We start from the raw sequence: 20,197 nt of genomic DNA on the forward strand, positions 1-20,197 counted from the left end.
CACCGCCCTGGCGATCGACCCCGCGCACGACGCTCGTCGGTGCGGGTGCGGATCAGGATGCCTCGGCAACCATGTCCGACATGGCCCCGCCCGGTTCGTTTGCCCGCGACAGACAATCGACGACGAGTGCAGCATGCAACGACATGAGGCCCGCGGAACTGAGCGGGTCCACGCCGGTCAGCTGCTCGATCCGCTTGAGGCGGTAGTCGACCGTATTGGGGTGTACGTACAGCAGTTTCGCACTTGCGCGCCTGTTGGCCTCGCTGCCGACGAAGGTCTTCAGGGTATGCATCAACTCCGGAAAGCCGTCGAGAGGCGCGATCACCGAACGCAACCGCGAACGGCCGGGGCCCGGCCGCGAGAGCTGGTACTCCAGAGCAAGATCGCTCGTCCGGTACAGACGGGGTTCCATGCGCAGCGACCTGGCCAGATCCACCAACTCGCGGCAATGTCCGAGTACGCCGTTCAACGAACCGAGAGTGCCCCGTGCCGTGGCCGCGACGGTATCGACGTGCAGAGTCGCGGCGAGCCTGGTCAGGCAATCCTCGACGACGCTTGCGGGCGACGACGGAACGAGGACGACTCCCCCGCCCGTGGTCAGCGACAGCAGTGGTCCGCGAACGCCCGAGGCCGCAGCCATCGTGCTTTCCGCCGCCGCCAAGGCCGCGTTGTCGACGGAGCGTACGTCGGTCCTGGCGGCGCCCGGCCTATCGGCGTCCGACGCCGCGGTGACGAACCGTACGAATATCACGTCGTATTCCGTGGCCACCTCGATTCCGTTACGTTCCGCAATCCCACGGGCTTCGGGGTCGTCCGCGACGAGCAGGTCGACCAATTGGGCAACGCGCTCGCCGTTGGACCCTGGGTCCTGACGGCAGAACTCCATGTACGCGGCCGAGACTGCGTTGCCGAGAGATTCGAGGACTCGCATCATGAACACTGCGTTGTCGACCACGCCGGATCGATCGACCTCGGCGACACTGCCTTTGAGTCCAGCGGTGGCCGCGGCGTGGACGAATCGCTGCGCGTCCCGTAGCGGCACCCCCTCGCGCGCAAGGTCTTCCGCGGCGCGACGGACAGGTTCGAGCTCGGCAGGGGCCGGGAGCCGGCCGGCGCGAAGGCAACGGTCGACGACAGCACCGCTGCGCCCTTCCAACGCGGATGACCGTCCGCGAGGGACCTCGGTGACAACAGTGCCGGGGGAATGCGTGAACGAAGTGTCCAACCGCATGTCGAGCCGCCTTTCCTACCGCTTGTGTGGTTCGTGAAGTAACGGTAACTCATCGAGCGGTCCGAAGGTATGAAAATGGAGGTGCAAACATTCTTGAAGTTTGTTTTTTCCGAAACGTTCTACCCGAGACAGCGAACAGCCGGGCCGCTCGCCCCGGTGAAGGGCGAACGACCCGGCGTCCGAGACTCGGTCGATTGTGCCGCCGCGGCCGAGTTGCTACCTGTTCTCGAACTCGCCGTTGATGACCTTGCCTGCAGGAGTGTCCTCGCGGGCCTTCTTCGCAGCCTCCCGCATCTCGATGCCGTCCGAGATGAGATCCCCGATCTCCCGGGTCACGTCCCGCACCGCCCCGGCGATGATGACGGCGATCCGGCCGACGTGCGTAGCCGCGGACTCCGTCAGTTCCTGCACGGTGTCCTTGTTGCGTTCGAACTTGCCGACCACGACGTTCACCCCTGATTCGGTATTCGGTCCGCTGGCGCCGGCCACGTCAGGCCGCGACCTTCTTGCGCTCGACGATAACACCGACCGTCGGCTTCGATCCGGTCAGAGAATCCGGCAATGCGAGCTTGAAGATCTTGCCCCACACGGTACCGATCTGCTTGAAGAAACCGCCGGTGTTGTACGGAAGGCCGTATTTGCCGCACAGTGCCTTCACCTCAGGGGCGAGCTCCGGGTAGCGGTGCGCAGGCAGATCCGGGAACAGGTGATGCTCGATCTGGTGCGACAGGTTGCCGGACATGATGTGGAACAGCGGCGATCCCTCGATGTTCGCCGATCCGAGCATCTGACGGACGTACCACTCGCCACGCGACTCGTCTGCGGTCTCGTCCTCGGTGAAGGTCTGCACCCCCGTCGGGAAGTGTCCGCAGAAGATGATCGAGTAGGTCCACAGGTTGCGGATCAGGTTGGCGCCGACGTTCCCCACCAGTGTGGTGACGAAGAAGGGGCCGGACAGCGCCGGAAAGATCACGTAGTCCTTGAGTACCTGACGACCGGCCTTGCGCCACATTCCCTGCAGCAAAGGCTTGACGTCGTGCCACTTGCGCTTGCCCTGGACGATGTTCTCCGCTTCGAGGTCGTGCAGCATGACGCCCCACTCGAAGAACGTCATCAGCAGGAACGCATAGACGGGGTTGCCCAGGTAGTACGGATTCCACTTCTGGCCCTCGTCCATCCGCAGGATTCCGTAACCGATGTCGCGGTCCTTGCCGACGATGTTGGTGAACGTGTGGTGCATGTAGTTGTGCGAATGCTTCCACTGGTCGGCCGGGCAGACGGTATCCCATTCGAACACTTCGGAGTTGAAGCCGGGCTCACGCATCCAGTCGTACTGGCCGTGCATGACGTTGTGGCCGATCTCCATGTTGTCGAGGATCTTGGAGACGCCGAGGGCGCCGACTCCGGCGAGCCACACCGGAGGCAAGAACGGCAGGTACATCATGGCCCGACCGGCGATTTCGAGGCCGCGTTGAGTCTTGACGATGTTGTAGATGTATTCGCGATCCTCCTCGCCCAGCTTGGCGACGGTGCGAGCACGGAGCTCGTCGAGCTCGCGGCCGAGGTCTTGGACCTGCTCGTAGGACAGGACCGTCGGTGGCAGCGCCTCGGGCTTCTCCGCGGATCCGAAGAAGGGCAAAGACAGTGAGGGCAGTGGGATTCCGAACATTTGAAACACTCTCCGTTTCGGTTGTCGAAGATTGTCGGTCGGGTCGGTCAGATTTCGATTTCCACGTCACCGACAGGTACCGACACACAAATCTGGATCTTCTTGTGCGGTTCGGTGTCGGTCTCCCCGGTCTTGACGTTCCGGGTGCATCCCGAGGTCTTCACCGACGTGCAGGTGAAGCAGATGCCCATCCGGCAGCCGTAGGACGGCGTCAGGCCCGCGTCCTCCGCCTGTTCGAGGAGGGTCTTTCCCGAGTTGGTTGCGACGACGTCACTGCCGGAGAAGTTGACGTCTCCGTCTGCATCGGCGTCGGCGGTCGGTGCCGGCGCGGCGAACTCCTCGAAATGGAGTCGGTCGGCAAGTCCGAGATCGTCGTAGACGCCCCGGACCGACCGCATCAGTCCCGGCGGACCGCAGAGGAACGTCCGAGCCTCCGCGAACCACGGTGCCACGGCGTTCAAGTGCTCGGTTCCGAAGAACCCGTGAAGGTCTCCCCCACTCGTCTGGTCCGTGTACGCCAGGACGATTCGGACTCGATCGTGCTCGGCTGCGATCTGCTCCAACTCGGCGCGGTACGAGACGTCCTTTTCCGAGTAGGCGTAGTGCAGGAAGGTGAGGTCGCCGCTGTACCCCTCGTCCAGCAGCGACCTCAACATGGACAACACGGGCGTGATCCCGCTTCCGCCACTGATCAGCAGAACCGATTCCGGACGAGGCGTCGGCAGGTGAAACACGCCGTCGGCCTGCGACAGGCTGACGACGAGGCCAACCTGCGCGTTCGCGTGAAGATACTGCGAGACAAGGCCTTCCGGATGCGCCTTGACGGTCAGTTCGATGAGACCGTCGGCGCGGTACTGCGAACATGCAGGCGAGTAGCACCGTGTGTGGCGCACCCCGTCGATGACGACGCCGACCTGCACGAACTGGCCGGCCTCGAAGCCCCTCCACTGGTGCGTCGGGCGCAACGTGAGGGTGACCGTGTCGGCAGTGGACCGGTGTACATCCGTCACTTCTGCCCGAAGATCCCTTACCGTGGTCATCGGGTCGACGAGCTCGAGGTAACGGTCGAGCGCGTGAGGCGTTGCCATGGCCTCGAACAGGGAAAGCAGCGAAAACTTGCGGCGAATGCCTGACTGTCGAGACTTCTGCTGAATTGCCATCTCGCCTCCCGGTTCGAGGAACTTCTTCAGTGTACGTCTGTGCACTAGAATCCCTAGTGTGGCAGATCCGTACCGGAATCTGTCAACGTGAAAGTGATGGCACCGACATAGCACGGCGCACGTGTCCTGGATCACACTCACCCTGAGACGACGTCGAGACCGGAGGAGGTCACAGAGTGGACAGCAATAAACTCGAACATGTGACAGAACCGGGTACGCGTGCGGAACGCAAGGAACGCACACGACAAGCGCTCATCGACGGCACCCTGGATCTGTTGCGCGACCGGTCGTTCGCGAGCGTCAGTCTGCGCGAGGTCTCACGATCGGCCGGCATAGTGCCGACTGCGTTCTATCGACACTTCGCGTCCATGGAAGATCTCGGCGTAGCTCTGGTCGAGGACTCGATGCGGACGCTTCGTCAGATGCTGAGGGACGCGCGCAAGGATCCCACGGTCAAGAACGCAACCGAATCACTCCGGATCCTCGTGCGCGCCGTTCGCTCACACGAGGATCAGTTCCGATTCATCGCCCGCGAACGCTACGGCGGAGTCACCGAGGTACGACGCGCATTCGCGACCGAGCTCCGCATGTTCGTCAGCGAACTGACCATCGACCTCGCCCGCATGCCAGGGCTCGAATCCTGGGACATCAGCGATCTGGAGATGGCCGCGGATCTGATCGTCTCGACCATGCTCACCGCCACCGTCGGCCTGTTGGAGATCGACCGCCCCGGCAGCTCGAGCGAACGCGAACTCCTGGCACGCACCGAGCAGCAGGTCCGCCTCGTGGTGTTGGGCATGGGAGCCTGGAGATCGAACCACGGTTGATTCGACCCGAGGTGCACTCGACCTCAGCTGAGAGGACCGAACATGACGATGACCGAAGTAACCGTCGACGATCTGGTGTTCGACGTGTCGATCGCCGGCGAGGCGAACGCGGAACCGGTGGTGCTGCTGCACGGGTTCCCTCAGACTCACGCGTGCTGGGATCGGGTCGCGCCGACGCTCGTGGAACACGGCTTGTTCACCATCGCACCCGACCAGCGCGGATACTCACCGGGCGCACGTCCGCTCGGCACCGATGCCTACCGCGTGGAGAATCTCGTCGGCGACATCGTCGGGATACTGGACGCACTCGGCCTGGAGTCGGCGCACGTCGTCGGACACGACTGGGGTGCCGCGGTGGCGTGGCAACTCGCAGCGCGGCACCCGGAACGCGTTCGTTCGCTCGTCGCGGTGTCCGTGCCGCACACGGCTGCGTTCAATCAGGCTCTCCGCGAGGACGCGGACCAGCGTGAGCGCTCGACCTACATGGGGCTGTTGCGACAGGCAGGCAAAGCCGAGGAGGTGCTGCTCGAAGACGATGCACGTCGGCTGAGGGCCATGTTCTCCGAACGCAGCCCGGACGACCGTTACGTCCGGCACCTGCAGGAGCCGGGGGCGCTGACCGCGGCGTTGGAGTGGTATCGGGCGATGACGAACGAGTTCGGACGCCTCGCACCGGTGACCGTTCCCACGACCTACGTGTGGAGCAATCAGGACTCGGCCATCGGCCGTGCGGGCGCCGAACGGTGCGGCGAACACGTGGACGCCGACTACACATTCGTCGAACTCGACGGAATCTCGCATTGGATTCCGGAGGAGGCCCCGGACCGACTGGCCGACGAGATCCTGCGGCGGGTCGCCCAGTCGAGGGTGTCGTGAGATCAGACCTTGTCGGGCGCTTTCACTGCGAGCAACGCGAGTAACCCGACGAACAACACGACGAGCAGACCACCGATGCCCGCACGGTCCGCGTCGAACAGCCACACGAACAGCCCGAACAATGTGGGTGCGAGGAACGAGACTGCACGGCCGGTCGTGGCGTACAGACCGAAGAACTGACCCTCGCGCCCCGGTGGTGCCAGACGCGCCAGGTAGGTCCGCGACGACGACTGCGCCGGCCCGACGAACAGACACAGCACCAGGCCGAACACCCAGAACAGCACCGGGCCGGACACGAACAGCAGCACGATTCCCGCGACGATCATCGACACGAGTGAGAACACGATGACGGATTTGGGTCCGGATCGATCGTCGAATCGGCCGGCGGTCACCGCGCCCAGACCGGCGACGACGTTGGCGGCGACGCCGAAGAGCAGCACGTCTGCCGAGCTGATGCCGTAGACACTCACCGCAAGAACAGCACCGAACGTGAACACCCCGGCCAGACCGTCGCGGAACAGCGCGCTCGCGATCAGGAAGTAGACGCTGCGCCTGTCGGCAGTCCACAGCTCACGCAGGTCGCGGAACAGCACCTTGTAGGATTCCAGCATTCCGGCCTTGGCGGCGCCTGGATCCTGGTCGGTGGACGGCAGTTCGGGAACGGTGAGCAGGACGGGAATCGCGGAGACTGCGAACCACACCGCGGCCAGCAGGGCGACGAGCCGGATGTTCATGCCGCCGTCGGTGGTGATGCCGAACAGTCCTCTGGTGTCACCGTCACCGGTGATGAAACCGAAGTAGCAGATCAACAGCAGAACGATGCCGCCGAAATACCCCATCGACCAACCGAATCCGGACACGCGGCCGATGTTGGCCGGCGTGGAGACCTGACGAAGCATGGCGTTGTACGGAACACTGGCCAGTTCGAACAGGATCGAGCCTGCGGCGAGCAGCACCAGGCCCAGCCACAGGTAGTGATAGTCGTCGGCGACGAAGTACAAGCCGGCCATCGACGCGACAGTGAGTCCGGTCAACAACGCCAACGAGCGCTTTCGGCGGCCACGGGCGTCGAAGCGTTGGCCGGAGACAGGCGCAAGTATCGCGATGACGACGCCTGCTGCTCCGATCGCCCAACTGAACCACGACGTCGCCGAGATCGACCCGGGCAGATCGTCGCCCACCGCATCGGTGAGGTACACCGAGAACACGAACGTCAGAATCACCGCGTTGAACGCGGCCGATCCCCAATCCCAGATACCCCAGGCGAATACCTGCTTTCGGGTCGTTGCGACGCCTACGACGGCAGTGTCGGCCGGAGTGTTCATGGGCAAAGCCTAAGCCAGCACGTGCAGCACAGCATTGTACTGCGGTATATGCACCTGGTTGCATAGTCACCCTGTTGCATACATACTGGCTGTCGTGGCACTCGAGCACGCGATACTCGTTTCCCTGACCGAATCGAACGGCTCCGGGTACGAACTGGCGCGCCGATTCGACAAGTCGATCGGCTTCTTCTGGAGTGCAAGCCATCAGCAGATCTACCGGGTGCTGACGCGTATGGACGCGGCCGGATGGATCGTGGGCAACTCCGTCGTGCAGGACGGCAGGCCGGACAAGAAGGTCTATTCGGTCAGCCGGAGCGGGCTCGACGAGCTGGATCGCTGGATCGCCCGACCCACCGATCCGAGTGCGCTCCGGGAGGAACTGGCCGTCAAGATCCGGGGCGCAGCACACGGTGACGTCGAGGCATTACGCACCGAGGTCCGCCGACACCGGGATGTCCATGCGGACAGGCTCGAGCTCTTTCGACTCATCGAGAAACGCGATTTCCCATCACCGTCCTCCCTCTCGGGTACCGCACTGCATCAGTACTTGGTGCTGCGCGGCGGAATCCGTGTCGAGGAGGGCTTCGCCGAATGGTGCGACGAGATATTGGAGCGATTGTGACCGGTACCGAGAACTACCCGATTCTCCTGTCGCCGTTGAAGGTCGGCAACACGACGTTGAAGAATCGCGTCATCATGGGATCCATTCACACCGGTTTGGAGGACCGAGCGCGTGACACCACTCGACTGGCGGCCTATTTCGCCGAACGCGCGCGCGGTGGCGTCGCGCTGATCGTCACCGGTGGCTATGCACCCAACCGCACCGGATGGCTCCTCCCGTTCGGCGCCAAGCTCACCAACCGAGTCGAGGCGCGGCGGCATCGCACGATGACGGACGCGGTGCATGCGGAAGGCGGCAAGATCGCTCTGCAGATCCTGCACGCAGGTCGGTACTCGTATCAGCCGTTCAGCGTGTCGGCGTCGTCGATCAAGGCCCCCATCAATCCATTTCGCCCGCGGCGCCTCACTGCACGAGGTGTCCGGTGGCAGATCCGCAATTTCGTGAGGTGTGCGCGGCTGGCTCGGTCCGCCGGGTACGACGGCGTCGAGATCATGGGCGGCGAGGGATACTTCATCAACCAGTTCCTCTCCGAGCGCACCAACAAGCGGCGCGACGAGTGGGGCGGTAGCGCAGAGAACAGGCGTCGTATCGCGGTCGAGATCGCCCGTCGTATCCGTGCGGAGGTCGGCACCGACTTCCTGGTGATGTTCCGATTGTCCATGGCCGATCTCGTCGAAGGCGGACAGAGCTGGGACGACATCGTCGCCCTGGCACAGGATTTGGAGAGCGTCGGTGTCGACGTCATCAACACCGACATCGGCTGGCACGAATCCCGCGTGCCCACCATCGTCACGTCGGTTCCGCGCGCAGCATTCGCCGACATCACCGGAAAGCTCGACAAGCATGTCGACATCCCGGTGGCGGCGTCGAATCGAATCAACATGCCCGACATCGCGGAAGGGATTCTCGCACGCGGGGACGCGCAGCTGATCTCGATGGCGCGGCCGATGCTCGCCGACCCGTTCTGGGTGCGCAAGGCCGAAGCGAACGCAGCGGACTCCATCAACACGTGCATCGCGTGCAACCAGGCGTGTCTGGACCACGCGTTCGTCCACAAAACAGTCTCCTGCCTGGTCAACCCCCGCGCGGGACGTGAAGTCGAACTGCAGTTGCTGCCTGCCCGCAGAACCAAGAAGGTCGCGGTCGTGGGCGGCGGTCCGGCAGGGCTGTCCGCCGCGCTCGAAGCTGCCCGACGCGGCCACGCCGTCAGCCTGTTCGAGTCCAGGCCGGCATTGGGTGGCCAATTCGGTATCGCACAACGCATTCCGGGCAAGGAGGAGTTCTCCGAGACCATCCGATACTTCACGACAGCGCTGCGCGACGCCGACGTGGCCGTCCACCTCGGCAGGCGCGTCACCGCCGCCGAGCTCGTCGCAGGCGACTTCGACGAGGTGATCGTCGCGACCGGCGTGATACCGAGAATCCCGTCGATACCCGGAATCGATCATCCGTCGGTGCTGTCCTACGCCGACGTCGTCGAACACGGAAGACCGGTGGGTGACCGCGTGGCCGTCATCGGTGCGGGCGGCATCGGCATCGACATCTCGGAATTTCTGACGACCGACGCCTCCCCCACGCTGGACCTGAAGGAATGGAAGCAGGAGTGGGGTGTCACCGAACCGGAAGCGGCGCCGGGAGCGCTCACCACACCCGTCCCCGCGCCGTCGCCGCGTGAGGTCTACCTGTTGCAGCGCAAGAAGGGACGAATCGGCGCGGGGCTGGCGAAGACGACGGGATGGGTGCACCGCGCAGCGCTGAAAGCCAAAGGCGTGCAAGAGCTCTCCGGTGTGAACTACGAACGCATAGACGACGAGGGTCTGCACATCACCTTCGGCGAGCGCCACGAGCGTCCACGCACACTTGCCGTCGACACCGTCGTCGTGTGCGCGGGCCAGGAACCCGTCCGCGATCTCGTCGACGACCTACGAGCCGCGGGAACGACGGCCCACGTCATCGGGGGCGCGGATGTCGCTGCCGAACTCGACGCCAAGCGCGCCATCGAGCAAGGAACACGCCTCGCCGCGTCCATCTGATTCCCACCGGGTGATTCCAGCCGGGTCGATCCATCCACTACCCTGTCTCAGCGTGAGCCTGCCCAGTCCTGCGCCCGAAGCCCGTGCTGTCGTCACCGGAGCGTCCTCCGGAATCGGCGAGGCACTGGCCACAGAACTCGCCGCCCGCGGTCATTCGCTGATCGTCGTGGCGCGGCGCGGTGAGTTGCTCGAGGCACTTGCCACCGAGCTCCGCGCCGCGCACGGGGTGACCGTCGAGGTCCGAGTTCTCGATCTCTCCGACCGGGATGCCCGCGTGTCGTTCGCCGACGAGTTGGCGCAGCGGGAGATCAGCATTCTGTGCAACAACGCGGGTATCGCCACGTTCGGGCCGGTCGCGAACCTCGACCCCGCGTACGAACGGGACCAGGTGGAATTGAATGCAGTCGCCGTGCACGACCTCACGCTCGCAGTCATTCCAGGGATGGTGGCGCGCGGCAGCGGCGGAATTCTGATCACGGGTTCGGCGGCCGGGAACATGGCCATCCCGAACAATGCGACCTACGCGGCGACGAAGGCGTTCGTCAACACGTTCTCCGAGTCGCTGCGGCTCGAACTCAAGGACAGCGGAGTGAACGTCACCCTGCTGGCCCCCGGCCCCGTTCGCACCGAGACTCCCGATCCCGCCGACGCGTCCATAGTGGACAAGCTGGTCCCGGATTTCCTGTGGATCGACAGCGCCTACACGGCCAGGCTGTCACTGGATTCGTTGGCGAAGAACAAGATGCGGGTGGTGCCGGGTCTGTTGTCCAAGGGCATGTCGATCGCGGGCCAGTACAGTCCGCGGGCCATCTCGGCCCCCATTGTCGGAAGCTTCTACAAGAAGCTCGGCGGCTGAACACTCACCGCGGGCGGAAGTGATCCAGCGAATCGGACACGATCGACAACGCGGTGTCGGTATCCACCGACGGGGCCAGTTCCGGGATCAGCACCGTCACCCCGTCGCGGACGCCTTGGCACCGCAGCACCGTGGAGTCCGGTCGCGTCGGGCCTGTACTCCTGCCTGATTCGGTCGATTCCCCAGGCTCCACTCCGGCCGACACGGGCGAGTTCACCGTCACCAGGCACTCGGCGTCACCCGAGGTCTCGATACGTTCTGGCGGCGACGGCAACCGAAGCCGTTCGGCACTGGCATCGCCCGCCCGTGTGCTCCACAAGCGAGGACTCGGCGCCTCGACGGCATAGACCGTCACCAGAACCCGGAGCGACTCGTCCGCGTAGCCCTGCGCGGCGGCGTCGGCCCCGTCGTACGCGGCGCTGAGCCCCGCGACGGCATCCTCGCGCTGCGGGCCGGAGTCGTCGTCTCGTTCGAATCGCTCCATCTGCTGCTGCATCGTCCGGAGCCCGGCGACGGAATCCGGGAACTCCAGAGCCTGCTGCGCATTCGCCGAACCCGAACTGCAGCCGACGACGGCCGCGATCGCAACGGGTGGTACCAACCAGGATTTCTTCATGCAGTCGATCCTCTCGCTGACGCGGGGCGGCCGATATGAGTAGTTCTACCGGTTTCGCGGGGTGAAACCACCTCCTAGGCTAAACGGACAAACCGCCCGGGAGGACTTGTTCGATGATCGACCGCACACCCATCGTGTCCATCGCTGTCGTGGCCGCCGCCGTGCTGATCGGAGGATGCAGTCGGTCCGAGGTCACCCACACGGTGAACGGCGAGACGGTGCAACCCGATCCACCGGCCGGCGCAGCCGCCGAGGTGGACCCCTGCTCGGTCCTGTCCGAGAACACGCGCATCCGTCTCGGATTGGCGGACATCGAGCCGGTCGAACTGCCGAAGACACCGGACGGGGGCTGCACCTGGGACGGCAACAGCCGCTACCTCCTGCCGAATCTGACGCTGTGGGTGAGCGGGCAGACCGACGCCGATCCGAACGACGACGTCGTCGACATCGCGGGCGTTCCGGTCAACGTGTACAACATCGCGGGCACGTCGGGGCGACTCATCGCGTACTTCGACGACCTGACGCTCAGCCTGAACTACATCAAGGCAAAGGTGGAGATCGACACCTTCGATGCACTGGAGGCCGCGATGACCGACGTGTTGGACGGGTACTCCCGCACCGCGTGAACCAATCGCTCACGCGGCTGCGGCCGTACCCTCACCGTCGACGCCGACGACCTGTGCCGAAAATGCTTCGTGAAATCTCCCGTCCGGCAGCCGAAGCCGCAGAGCGGAGGAAACTCTTGACTGCGGGGTTGCCCATGATTCGTTCCGCCGCTGAGGGCCCTTCGGGTTCCGATGGCGGTAGATCGGGCAGGTCCGCAGGCAACGGCGGCAGATCGAACGTTTCGGTCGGCGCGGGTACGTCGGTGACACGGGCCTCCAATTTCTCGTAGGCCGACTCACGATCGATGGTCTCGCGATACTTGGGTCCGAGAGTGCTCGCCGAGGCCGCAGCACCGATGGCGTCGTTGCCTATGGTGTCCATCAGCGAGCGCGGCGGGCGGATCTTGGTCCATGCCACCGGCGTCGGCGCGCCCTTCTCCGACAGTACGGTGACGATGGCCTCGCCGGTGCCGAGCGAGGTGAGCGCCTTCTCGAGGTCGTACGCTTCGGTTTTCGGATAGGTGCGGACGGTCTTGTTCAGCGCCTTCTGGTCGTCGGGCGTGAATGCCCTCAGCGCGTGCTGAATTCGCGCGCCCAGCTGTGACAGCACTTCGTTCGGCACGTCCGTCGGGAGCTGTGTACAGAAGAACACACCGACGCCCTTCGAACGAATGAGCTTGACGGTCTGTTCGACCTGCTGCAGAAAGGCTTTGGAGGCGTCGGCGAACAACAGGTGAGCTTCGTCGAAGATGAACACCAGCTTGGGTTTGTCGATGTCACCGACCTCGGGCAGGGTCTGGAACATGTCGGCCAGGACCCACATCAGGAACGTCGAGAACATCACCGGCCGGGCGGCGTGTGCCCCCAGCTCGAACAGCGTGATGATGCCCTTGCCGTCGGCGCCGACCCGGAGCAGATCCTCGGTGTCGAGCTCGGGTTCGCCGAAGAAAGTGTCCCCTCCGTCGGCTTCCAGGTTGACCAGGGAACGCAGGATGACGCCCGCGGTCGCAGCCGATACTCCTCCGATGCCCTTCAGATCCGCCTTGCCCTCGTCACTGGTGAGATGGGTGATGACGGCACGCAGATCCTTGAGGTCCAGCAACGCCAAGCCTTGCTTGTCCGCCCAATGGAAGATCAAGCCGAGTGTCGATTCCTGAGTGTTGTTGAGACCCAGCACTTTGCTCAAAAGTATCGGACCGAACGCGGTGATGGTCGCGCGCACGGGGATACCGATGCCGTCGGTGCCGAGCGAGAGGAATTCGACGGGGTGACCGGTCGGACTCCACTCGGAATCTCCGGTCTCCACTGCACGCGCCCTGATCTTCTCGTTGTCCGCCCCTGCTGCCGACAACCCGGACAGGTCGCCCTTGATGTCGGCCATGACCACGGGAACGCCTGCACTCGACAACTGTTCGGCGATCCCCTGCAGTGTCTTCGTCTTTCCGGTACCGGTCGCTCCCGCGACCAATCCGTGCCTGTTCAGCGTCGCGAGGGGAATACGAATCCCCGCGGCTGGATCCGTCACGCCGTCCAGGACGACGGTCCCGAGCTCCAAGGCGGCTCCCGACGACTGATAACCCGCCGCTATCTCGGCTGCGACACCAGCCGGTACCTCAGCGCCCTGGGTTTCGGCGCCGTCGGCTTCGATGACCTTGGTTTCGGCGGCTTCGGCGTCCAGCGCTTCCTTCTCGGCCGCCTCTGCTGCAGCCAGGGCCTCGGCGGCAACTCGGGCCGCTTCGACGGCAGCGGCCTTGGCAGCCTTCGCCTTCTCCGCGGGGGTGAGAGTGGTGGAACCTTCCGACGCCGGATCGACCGTCATGTCTATCGATGCTCCTTGGTTCTCTTGCTTGCTGTCGTTCGGCTCGCACTGCGATCGCCACCGCAAACCTTAGCGGTGAGCATGGTCGCACTAGTCTGTGTCGTGTGCAGGACAAACTTGTGTGGATCGATTGTGAAATGACCGGCCTGGATTTGTCGAAGGACAAACTCATCGAGATCGCGGCGCTCGTCACCGACAGCGAACTGGAGATTCTCGGCGAGGGCGTCGACATCGTGATCCACGCCGACGACGACGCGTTGGCGTCGATGCCGGACGTGGTGAAGAAGATGCATGCCAAGTCCGGGCTGACCAACGAGGTGCGTGCGTCGACGGTGACGCTCGAGGAGGCGCAGCAGCAGGTGCTGGCGTACATCCGCGAGCATGTCCCGGTGGCCGGCACCGTGCCTCTGGCAGGAAACTCCATTGCGACCGACCGCGGTTTCATCTCGCGTGACATGGTCGAGCTGGACACCTACCTGCACTACCGCATGATCGACGTCAGTTCCATCAAGGAGCTGTCGCGTCGGTGGTACCCGCGGATTTACTTCGGGCAGCCACAGAAGGGGCTCGCGCACCGCGCCTTGGCCGACATCAAGGAGTCGATCAAGGAGTTGAAGTACTACCGCCGGACGGTGTTCGTACCCGAGCCCGGCCCGTCGACCAGCGAAATTGCCGCGGTCGTCGAGGGGCTCGACACACCGTCGTAGGGGCGATTCGCAACTGACGAATCGAACCGCTAGTATTGTCGTCGCTGCTGAAACAGAGCCTGAACGGGCGAAGAAGATGTGGCTATGGTGGGTGTAGTTCAGCTGGTAGAGCACCAGGTTGTGATCCTGGGTGTCGCGGGTTCGAGTCCCGTCACTCACCCCATAGAAGCAAGAGAGCCGGTCTCCGCACGGAGGCCGGCTTTCTTGTCGTTCGAGGCGTCCTCCTCCTCCACGTCGACCGGCAGTCCGTAGTCCTGGCCGCCGAATTACGTTGTTGTAATTCAACTTTCGAGTTTCCTATGAGGTTCATGTGACGTACGGTTACAAATGGCACTTTTGGGGAAGAAAAGTACCAACGTGATAGCTGTGAACACGCAGCGTTGATTCAACGCGCCCCGAAACGCGCCACCAGCAGTTCTGAGCCCAGTTTTCGTTCGAGTCGGGCACTAGATCAGGAGGCAGTTCACGTGGGTCGAAGAGTTCACAAGGCGATTGCGGGTTCGATGTTGTCGGCGGCGCTGTGCCTCGGTACCACGGGTCTGATCAACCCGGCCGTAGCCACGGCGCAGCCGACCATCGAGCTGCCCGTCATCCCGATTCCACAGCCCGACGCGCAGCAGAGAGCGGCCATTCTCGCCGCGGTGCTGGACGCTACCGGGGTGCTGATCAACGAGGTCGCCTCCGTCATTCTCGACTCGGACTTCGGGCCGGCACCGGACACGGCTCCCGACGAGCCGGAGACTGCGGCCGCTCCCCCGTCGGTGGGTCTGGGTGGCTCGATCCTCCCGCTCCCCGCCAGAAGCTACGAAATCTCGTCCGGCTACGGCAGTCGCAACAATCCCACCGGAAACGGCGGCCAGTTCCATCAGGGCGTCGATTTCGCTGCGCCGTCGGGAACGCCGATCTACGCGGTGACAGGGGGAACCGTCGAACAAGCCGGAGATGCGGGTGACGGATACGGCACTCTCGTGCGCATCAAGAGTGGCAACACCGTCACGTACTACGGGCACCAATCGAGCGTGGACGTAGAGGTCGGCGACACCGTCGAAGCAGGCGACCGGATCGGGTCCGTCGGCAGTACCGGCAACTCGACAGGGCCGCACCTGCACTTCGAGGTCAGGAACAACGGATCGAGCATCGAGCCGGTGGCCTACCTGAAGACACTGGGCATCGATCCCGCTCGGTACGAGAAGCAGGGCTCCGACTAGACGCTCGACGCGTTGCCGGCTTTCCATTCCTCCCACGGAATGTTCCAGTCGCCGAGCCCGTCGACGCCGGACAGCGTGCCGCCCACGGTGTTCTTGACGACGACGATGTCGCCGCGCTTGGTGTTGTCGAAGACCCACTTGGCGTTGGACGGGCTCAGGTTGAGGCATCCGTGGCTGGCGTTGGAGTAGCCCTGCTGTCCCACGGACCACGGGGCGGAGTGGAAGAAGATGCCGCTGTAGGACATTCGGACGGCCCAGTCGACGGGGGTGCGGTAGCCGGCCGAGGAGTTGACAGGCACTCCGTAGGTGGACGAGTCCATGACCAGGTGATCGAAGCGGTCGCCGATGATGTAGACGCCGTTGTCGGTCGGTGTGCTGTCCTTGCCCATCGAGGTGGGCATGGTGATGACGTCCTGGCCGTTGACGTTGAAGGTCACCTGCTTGGTGTTGTCGTCGGCCGTCGCGACGACGGCGTCGCCGATGGTGAAGGACGTCGACGCGTTCTCCTGGCCGTAGATACCGTCGCCGAGGTCACGGCCGTACACGTTGACCGCAACGTCGACGCGGGTTCCCGACGCCCAGTAGTTCTGCGGCCTCCAGCGGACCTCGCGGTCGTTGACCCAGTAGAACGCGCCCTCGACGGCGGGCGTCGTGGTCACCTGGATGGCCTTCTGAGCGGCGATCTTGTCGGTGATCGTTTCGTCGAACTGGACAGCGACCGGCTGACCGATGCCGACGACGGCGCCTTCGCTCGGCAGAACGTACGGCTTGGTGAAGTTACCGGGCTGACTGGTGGTGAACGAGCTGACGGTCGTGCTCGATCCGCCGAGCCCGTACGCGTCGGCCTGCACGCGGTACTTTCGGTTGTATCCGAGCGGCTCGGTGTTGGTCCAGCTCAGACCGTCCGGGGAGATGGCACCCGATACGGGCACGCCCTCCGGGTTGAGCATCGTGACGCCTGCGAGCTTGCCGTCGACGACGCTCACGGTGACCGGATCCGCCGGGGAGAATCCGACCGCTCCGTCGTCGACGGTGGAGGTCAGCTTGGGCTTGAGGAGTTCGGCGATCGGGTTGGAGTCGATCGGGGCAGCGTCGATCTTGCTGTCGTTCGTCGGTGCACATCCGGACAGAACGACGGTTGCCGCCACCGATGCGACAGCCGCCAACACGACTCCGCGCGAGATCCTCATGCGCCACTCCACTTCACGACCGACCGATTGCCGAGCACCCATCGAAAACGGACACTTCGACCACATAATGCCAGGCCATCACCTGCGCATCCAATTGAAATGCCGCTCCGAGAGTAACGTTCGAATACCAATCGGCCCGTTACCGACCTGTGTTACCTCACAGGCCGTGTCGGTGTCGCCGGTGACGCATCACCGGAAGCTCATGTTGTCGTCGACCAGCTTGCCGTACCGCAGAGCAGGCAGGTCGCGGAAGTAGTTCATGCGCAGTTTCCACGGAGCGGACGATCCCTGCTTGGGGAACGAATCGACCGAGCGGAGAACGTAACCGGCCGCGAAGTCGAGGAACGGTTCCTCCCCTATCGAGGCGTCCCGCTTCAGCCGCACTTCCCGCGCGCCGTTCCTGTCCATGTGTGCGAGCAGCCTGGCGACGTAGTCGGACACCAGGTCGGCCTTGAGGGTCCACGATGCGTTGGTGTAGCCGACGACGAACGCGAAATTCGGCACGTCGGTCAGCATCATGCCCTTGTACGCCATCGTGTCCGTGAGGTCGACGACGCGGCCGTCGACGGAGAGCGTCACGTTGCCGAACGCCACGAGGTTCAGTCCTGTCGCGGTGACGACGATGTCCGCGTCCAGATGTTCGCCGGACTTCAGATCGATGCCGGTGTCGGTGAACTTGTCGATGTGATCGGTGACGATGTCCACTTCGTTCTTGCGGATCGATCGGAACAGATCGTTGTCGGGAACCAGGCAGAGCCGTTGATCCCACGGGTTGTACCGGGGGGTGAAATGGGTGTCCAGGTCGTACCCCTTCGGGAGCCACCCTTCCTGGAGCTTCCTGATCTGCTTCTTCATGAACTTCGGGTAACGCTGGCACAGAACGTACAGTCCTATCGCGGTCACAGCGTTCTTCGTCCTGGTGATTCCGTACGCGGCACGCGCAGGTAGGTACTTGCGCAGACCGAGCGCAACCGGGTCCTCGGACGGCAAGGACATGATGTAGCTGGGTGAACGCTGCAGCAGCGTGACGTGCGATGCTTCACGAGCCAGGTTGGGCGCCAACGTGATCGCTGTCGCGCCACTGCCGATGACGACGACCTTCTTGCCGGAGTAGTCGAGATCCTCCGGCCATTTCTGCGGGTGGATCACGGTCCCACCGAAATTCTCGATGCCCTCGAACTCCGGAGTGAATCCCTTGTCGTAGTCGTAGTACCCACTGCAGCACATCAGGAACGACGCCTCGAAGGTCACGATCTCTCCGCCGGAACGCTGAGCAGTCACCGTCCACTTGGACGTCGCGGAGGACCATTCGGCGGACACGACCTTGTGGTGGAACCGAATGTGACGGTCGATCCCCTCGTCCTTCGCGGTGTCCTCGATGTACTCACGGATGTCCTTGCCGTCGGCGATCGACTTGTCGCCCGTCCACGGTCGGAAGTTGTACCCGAGGGTGTACATGTCGGAGTCGGACCGAATTCCTGGATATCGGAACAGGTCCCACGTACCGCCGATCGCGCCGCGGCTCTCGAGAATCGCGTACGTCTTGCCCGGCAGTTTCGCCTGGAGATGATGCGCCGCACCGATGCCGGACAGGCCTGCGCCGACGATGAGGAAGTCGACCGATTCCGTTTCGGTTCGCGATGAAGTGTCCGAGGGGGATGTCGTTGTCATCGGGTCTCTTTCGTCCGTGCCGTCTGGTCTACTTGTTGCGTGCGCTGGTCGAGCGCCCGAGAGCGGCGACTTCGGCGTCCATCTTGGGCAGCAATCTCGGTACGTGCTTCAACAGCGCCCTGTCCCCCACTGCCGAGTTCAGGACGGCACGGAACTTGCCCGCCACTCCGACCCAGCCGGGCACGTACACCTTCCGCTTGCGACCTTCGAGCCCCGCGACGAAGGCGTCGACGCATGTGTCGACGGTCATCGTTCGCCCGAACGGCCCCGGCATGACCTCGAGCATTTCACGGAACGCACCGAGATCGGATTTGGCGTCCTGAACGAGTGGAGTGTCGATCCAGGCCATGTGCGCAGATCCGACGCCAACGCCCTGGTGTGCGACCTCGAGCCGCAGCGCGTTCGCGAACTGCTCGACTCCGGCTTTGCTCGCGTTGTACGCCGCCAGGCCGGGGCACGCAGCGAATGCGGCGAGCGACGACACGACGAGGACATAGCCGTTGCGCTCGATCAACGACGGCAGCGCCGCCCGAACGGTGTGGAACACCCCGAGGACGTTGATGTCGATCACTCGCGCGAACGTGGCGGGGTCGACCTGGAGTACCGAGCCGTAGCTGGAGATGCCGGCGTTGGCCAGCACGAGGTCGATACCGCCGAAGCGCGCAATGCCTGCGTCGACCGCGGCCTGCGTCGCGTCGAGGTCGCGGACGTCGGCCACGACGGTGACCGCGGCGGCGCCCAGCTCGACGCCCAGCGCCAGCAGTGGCTCCTCGTCGACGTCGGTCAACACCAGCTTGCTCCCCCGGGCCGCCAGTGCACGGGCTGTTTCCGCACCGATACCGCGCGCCGCGCCCGTGATGAAGACAACCTTGTTCGAGAGTGTGGGCATCGCCCGTCACCTCCAGTCTCCGTTCCCCCCGTATTGGGAACTGCTAGGTGTCACTTTCCATCTGATACGGACGGGTGTCAAGATTGGAACGAGCACACGGCGCCGTCAACGAGGCTGGAGGTCCTTCGACAACCGTTCGGCTGCGGACACCAGAAGTGGAACGAACTGCTCAGCGGACTCCAGGGTCACCCGCGCGGTCGGCCCGGCGATGGACATGGCGGTGAGCGTCGGAGCTCCGATCACGGGAACTGCGAAACACCGAACACCAACCTCCTGCTCACCGTCGTCGATCGCATACCCGCGCGATCGGACGACGGCGAGATCCGCGAGCAGTGCATCGAGGGAGTTCAGCGTGTTGACCGTCCGCGGGGCCATGCCGGTCCGCGAGACGAGGGCACGGACCTCGTCGTCGGGCAGCTGAGACAAGAGGGCCTTGCCCACTCCGGTGGAATGCGGAAGCACACGCTGACCCACTTCGTTGAACATCCGCATGGCGTGCTCCGACGGCACCTGAGCGACGTAGACGGCCATGTCGTCTTCCAGAAACGCCATGTTCGACGTCTCGTGCGTCTGCCGAACGAGCTCGGACAGATACGGTTTCGCCCACCCCCCGATCAATTTGGTTGCGCTGTCGCCCAACCCGATCAACTTGGTGCCCAACGCGTACCGGCGGGTGGCGAGCCGGCGAACGTAACCGAGCGTCACCAGGGTTCCGATCAGTCGGTGCACCGTGGGCATCGGAAGATCTGCGGCCTCGGCGAGTTCACTGATACCGATCGATCCTCCCGAGGCCGCCATGATGTCGAGAAGCTCGAATGCCCGCTCGACCGACTGCACTCCGCCACCCACCGCCATGGATCACCTCTCGACTCGTTCGGTTACCGCTACCCTAT

Annotated in this window: 19 protein-coding genes and 1 tRNA gene; 9 read left to right on the plus strand and 11 right to left on the minus strand. The window is 64.0% G+C overall.

Annotated elements, in window-relative coordinates:
• Nucleotides 1-52: 52 nt before the first annotated feature.
• The 4 genes from CH290_RS15025 to CH290_RS15040 form a co-directional block, all read right to left on the minus strand.
• On the minus strand, nt 53-1,231 hold the full coding sequence (locus CH290_RS15025; protein WP_020111699.1) for a PucR family transcriptional regulator: 1,179 nt from the start codon (nt 1,229-1,231) through the stop codon (nt 53-55).
• Nucleotides 1,232-1,447: 216 nt separating this feature from the next.
• Nucleotides 1,448-1,675 (minus strand): hypothetical protein, encoded by a 228-nt coding sequence (locus CH290_RS15030; RefSeq protein ID WP_033190614.1) that lies wholly within the window; start codon nt 1,673-1,675, stop codon nt 1,448-1,450.
• A 46-nt stretch (nt 1,676-1,721) separates the two neighbouring features.
• Nucleotides 1,722-2,900: a fatty acid desaturase family protein gene (locus CH290_RS15035; protein WP_019664781.1), complete on the minus strand. Its 1,179-nt coding sequence runs from the start codon at nt 2,898-2,900 to the stop codon at nt 1,722-1,724.
• 47 nt (nt 2,901-2,947) lie between these two features.
• Entirely contained in the window at nt 2,948-4,060 is a 1,113-nt protein-coding gene (locus CH290_RS15040) for a ferredoxin reductase (RefSeq protein ID WP_052059962.1), read from the minus strand.
• A gap of 200 nt (nt 4,061-4,260) precedes the next feature.
• Here CH290_RS15040 and CH290_RS15045 point away from each other — a divergent pair, with 200 nt between their 5' ends.
• Together CH290_RS15045 and CH290_RS15050 are read left to right on the plus strand one after the other, a co-directional pair.
• The gene (locus CH290_RS15045; protein WP_019664783.1) at nt 4,261-4,887 is read left to right on the plus strand and encodes a TetR family transcriptional regulator; all 627 of its coding nucleotides are present in this window, start codon (nt 4,261-4,263) and stop codon (nt 4,885-4,887) included.
• Nucleotides 4,888-4,929: 42 nt separating this feature from the next.
• Complete coding sequence (locus tag CH290_RS15050) at nt 4,930-5,763, plus strand: alpha/beta hydrolase (protein WP_019664784.1); 834 nt, start codon at nt 4,930-4,932, stop codon at nt 5,761-5,763.
• Nucleotides 5,764-5,765: 2 nt separating this feature from the next.
• Here CH290_RS15050 and CH290_RS15055 read toward each other — a convergent pair whose 3' ends face one another.
• Nucleotides 5,766-7,088, minus strand: a complete 1,323-nt coding sequence (locus tag CH290_RS15055; protein WP_033190415.1) for an MFS transporter — start codon at nt 7,086-7,088, stop codon at nt 5,766-5,768.
• A gap of 94 nt (nt 7,089-7,182) precedes the next feature.
• On the opposite strand from CH290_RS15055, the gene CH290_RS15060 reads away from it, so the two are divergent.
• The 3 genes from CH290_RS15060 to cmrA are packed head-to-tail and all read left to right on the plus strand — an operon-like array spanning nt 7,183 to nt 10,599.
• Nucleotides 7,183-7,710 (plus strand): PadR family transcriptional regulator, encoded by a 528-nt coding sequence (locus CH290_RS15060; protein ID WP_019664786.1) that lies wholly within the window; start codon nt 7,183-7,185, stop codon nt 7,708-7,710.
• The gene (locus CH290_RS15065; RefSeq protein ID WP_052083267.1) at nt 7,680-9,743 is read left to right on the plus strand and encodes an NADPH-dependent 2,4-dienoyl-CoA reductase; all 2,064 of its coding nucleotides are present in this window, start codon (nt 7,680-7,682) and stop codon (nt 9,741-9,743) included. Before CH290_RS15060 ends, CH290_RS15065 begins: the two co-directional genes overlap by 31 nt.
• 52 nt (nt 9,744-9,795) lie before the next feature.
• Nucleotides 9,796-10,599 (plus strand): mycolate reductase, encoded by an 804-nt coding sequence (gene cmrA, locus CH290_RS15070; protein WP_019664788.1) that lies wholly within the window; start codon nt 9,796-9,798, stop codon nt 10,597-10,599.
• A 4-nt stretch (nt 10,600-10,603) separates the two neighbouring features.
• On the opposite strand, the gene CH290_RS15075 is transcribed toward cmrA, so the two are convergent.
• Nucleotides 10,604-11,215: a hypothetical protein gene (locus tag CH290_RS15075; RefSeq protein WP_019664789.1), complete on the minus strand. Its 612-nt coding sequence runs from the start codon at nt 11,213-11,215 to the stop codon at nt 10,604-10,606.
• Nucleotides 11,216-11,328: 113 nt separating this feature from the next.
• Here CH290_RS15075 and CH290_RS15080 point away from each other — a divergent pair, with 113 nt between their 5' ends.
• Nucleotides 11,329-11,841 (plus strand): hypothetical protein, encoded by a 513-nt coding sequence (locus CH290_RS15080; protein ID WP_020111704.1) that lies wholly within the window; start codon nt 11,329-11,331, stop codon nt 11,839-11,841.
• Between the two features lie 31 nt (nt 11,842-11,872).
• Here the strand turns inward: CH290_RS15080 and CH290_RS15085 are convergent, their stop codons facing one another.
• Nucleotides 11,873-13,639, minus strand: a complete 1,767-nt coding sequence (locus CH290_RS15085) for a helicase HerA-like domain-containing protein (protein ID WP_033190413.1) — start codon at nt 13,637-13,639, stop codon at nt 11,873-11,875.
• A 104-nt stretch (nt 13,640-13,743) separates the two neighbouring features.
• Here CH290_RS15085 and orn point away from each other — a divergent pair, with 104 nt between their 5' ends.
• From orn to CH290_RS15100, 3 genes are all read left to right on the plus strand, one after another.
• Nucleotides 13,744-14,346 (plus strand): oligoribonuclease, encoded by a 603-nt coding sequence (gene orn, locus CH290_RS15090; RefSeq protein ID WP_027498801.1) that lies wholly within the window; start codon nt 13,744-13,746, stop codon nt 14,344-14,346.
• 87 nt (nt 14,347-14,433) lie between these two features.
• Nucleotides 14,434-14,509 (plus strand) — tRNA-His (locus CH290_RS15095).
• Between the two features lie 304 nt (nt 14,510-14,813).
• Nucleotides 14,814-15,554: a M23 family metallopeptidase gene (locus CH290_RS15100; protein ID WP_019664793.1), complete on the plus strand. Its 741-nt coding sequence runs from the start codon at nt 14,814-14,816 to the stop codon at nt 15,552-15,554.
• Here CH290_RS15100 and CH290_RS15105 read toward each other — a convergent pair.
• The 4 genes from CH290_RS15105 to CH290_RS15120 all read right to left on the minus strand — a co-directional run bounded on the left by CH290_RS15105 (nt 15,551) and on the right by CH290_RS15120 (nt 20,159).
• Nucleotides 15,551-16,744 carry a L,D-transpeptidase gene (locus CH290_RS15105; RefSeq protein WP_371828599.1) on the minus strand — a complete coding sequence of 398 codons (1,194 nt, stop codon included), beginning with the start codon at nt 16,742-16,744 and terminating at the stop codon, nt 15,551-15,553. The two genes, CH290_RS15100 and CH290_RS15105, sit on opposite strands and share 4 nt — an antisense overlap.
• A 189-nt stretch (nt 16,745-16,933) precedes the next feature.
• A complete protein-coding gene (locus CH290_RS15110; protein WP_020111708.1) occupies nt 16,934-18,415 on the minus strand; it encodes a flavin-containing monooxygenase in 1,482 nt (493 codons plus the stop codon).
• 28 nt (nt 18,416-18,443) lie between these two features.
• Complete coding sequence (locus CH290_RS15115; protein ID WP_033190411.1) at nt 18,444-19,304, minus strand: SDR family oxidoreductase; 861 nt, start codon at nt 19,302-19,304, stop codon at nt 18,444-18,446.
• A 105-nt stretch (nt 19,305-19,409) separates the two neighbouring features.
• Nucleotides 19,410-20,159, minus strand: coding sequence for an IclR family transcriptional regulator (locus CH290_RS15120; RefSeq protein ID WP_019664797.1), 750 nt, complete (start codon nt 20,157-20,159; stop codon nt 19,410-19,412).
• Nucleotides 20,160-20,197 lie beyond the last annotated feature (38 nt).

The organism is Rhodococcus sp. 06-156-4, from assembly GCF_002259345.1.
GTDB classification, from domain to species: domain Bacteria; phylum Actinomycetota; class Actinomycetes; order Mycobacteriales; family Mycobacteriaceae; genus Rhodococcoides; species Rhodococcoides fascians_E.

Excerpts from the sequence above, each read along its gene's own strand:
- CH290_RS15035 (WP_019664781.1), bottom strand. The coding sequence starts at position 2,900 with ATGTTCGGAATCCCACTGCCCTCACTGTCTTTGCCCTTCTTCGGATCC.
- CH290_RS15110 (WP_020111708.1), bottom strand. The coding sequence starts at position 18,415 with ATGACAACGACATCCCCCTCGGACACTTCATCGCGAACCGAAACGGAA.
- CH290_RS15120 (WP_019664797.1), bottom strand. The coding sequence starts at position 20,159 with ATGGCGGTGGGTGGCGGAGTGCAGTCGGTCGAGCGGGCATTCGAGCTT.
- CH290_RS15040 (WP_052059962.1), bottom strand. The coding sequence starts at position 4,060 with ATGGCAATTCAGCAGAAGTCTCGACAGTCAGGCATTCGCCGCAAGTTT.
- CH290_RS15105 (WP_371828599.1), bottom strand. The coding sequence starts at position 16,744 with ATGAGGATCTCGCGCGGAGTCGTGTTGGCGGCTGTCGCATCGGTGGCG.
- CH290_RS15055 (WP_033190415.1), bottom strand. The coding sequence starts at position 7,088 with ATGAACACTCCGGCCGACACTGCCGTCGTAGGCGTCGCAACGACCCGA.
- CH290_RS15050 (WP_019664784.1), top strand. The coding sequence starts at position 4,930 with ATGACGATGACCGAAGTAACCGTCGACGATCTGGTGTTCGACGTGTCG.
- CH290_RS15075 (WP_019664789.1), bottom strand. The coding sequence starts at position 11,215 with ATGAAGAAATCCTGGTTGGTACCACCCGTTGCGATCGCGGCCGTCGTC.
- CH290_RS15085 (WP_033190413.1), bottom strand. The coding sequence starts at position 13,639 with ATGACGGTCGATCCGGCGTCGGAAGGTTCCACCACTCTCACCCCCGCG.
- CH290_RS15025 (WP_020111699.1), bottom strand. The coding sequence starts at position 1,231 with ATGCGGTTGGACACTTCGTTCACGCATTCCCCCGGCACTGTTGTCACC.
- CH290_RS15080 (WP_020111704.1), top strand. The coding sequence starts at position 11,329 with ATGATCGACCGCACACCCATCGTGTCCATCGCTGTCGTGGCCGCCGCC.
- CH290_RS15065 (WP_052083267.1), top strand. The coding sequence starts at position 7,680 with ATGGTGCGACGAGATATTGGAGCGATTGTGACCGGTACCGAGAACTAC.
- CH290_RS15115 (WP_033190411.1), bottom strand. The coding sequence starts at position 19,304 with ATGCCCACACTCTCGAACAAGGTTGTCTTCATCACGGGCGCGGCGCGC.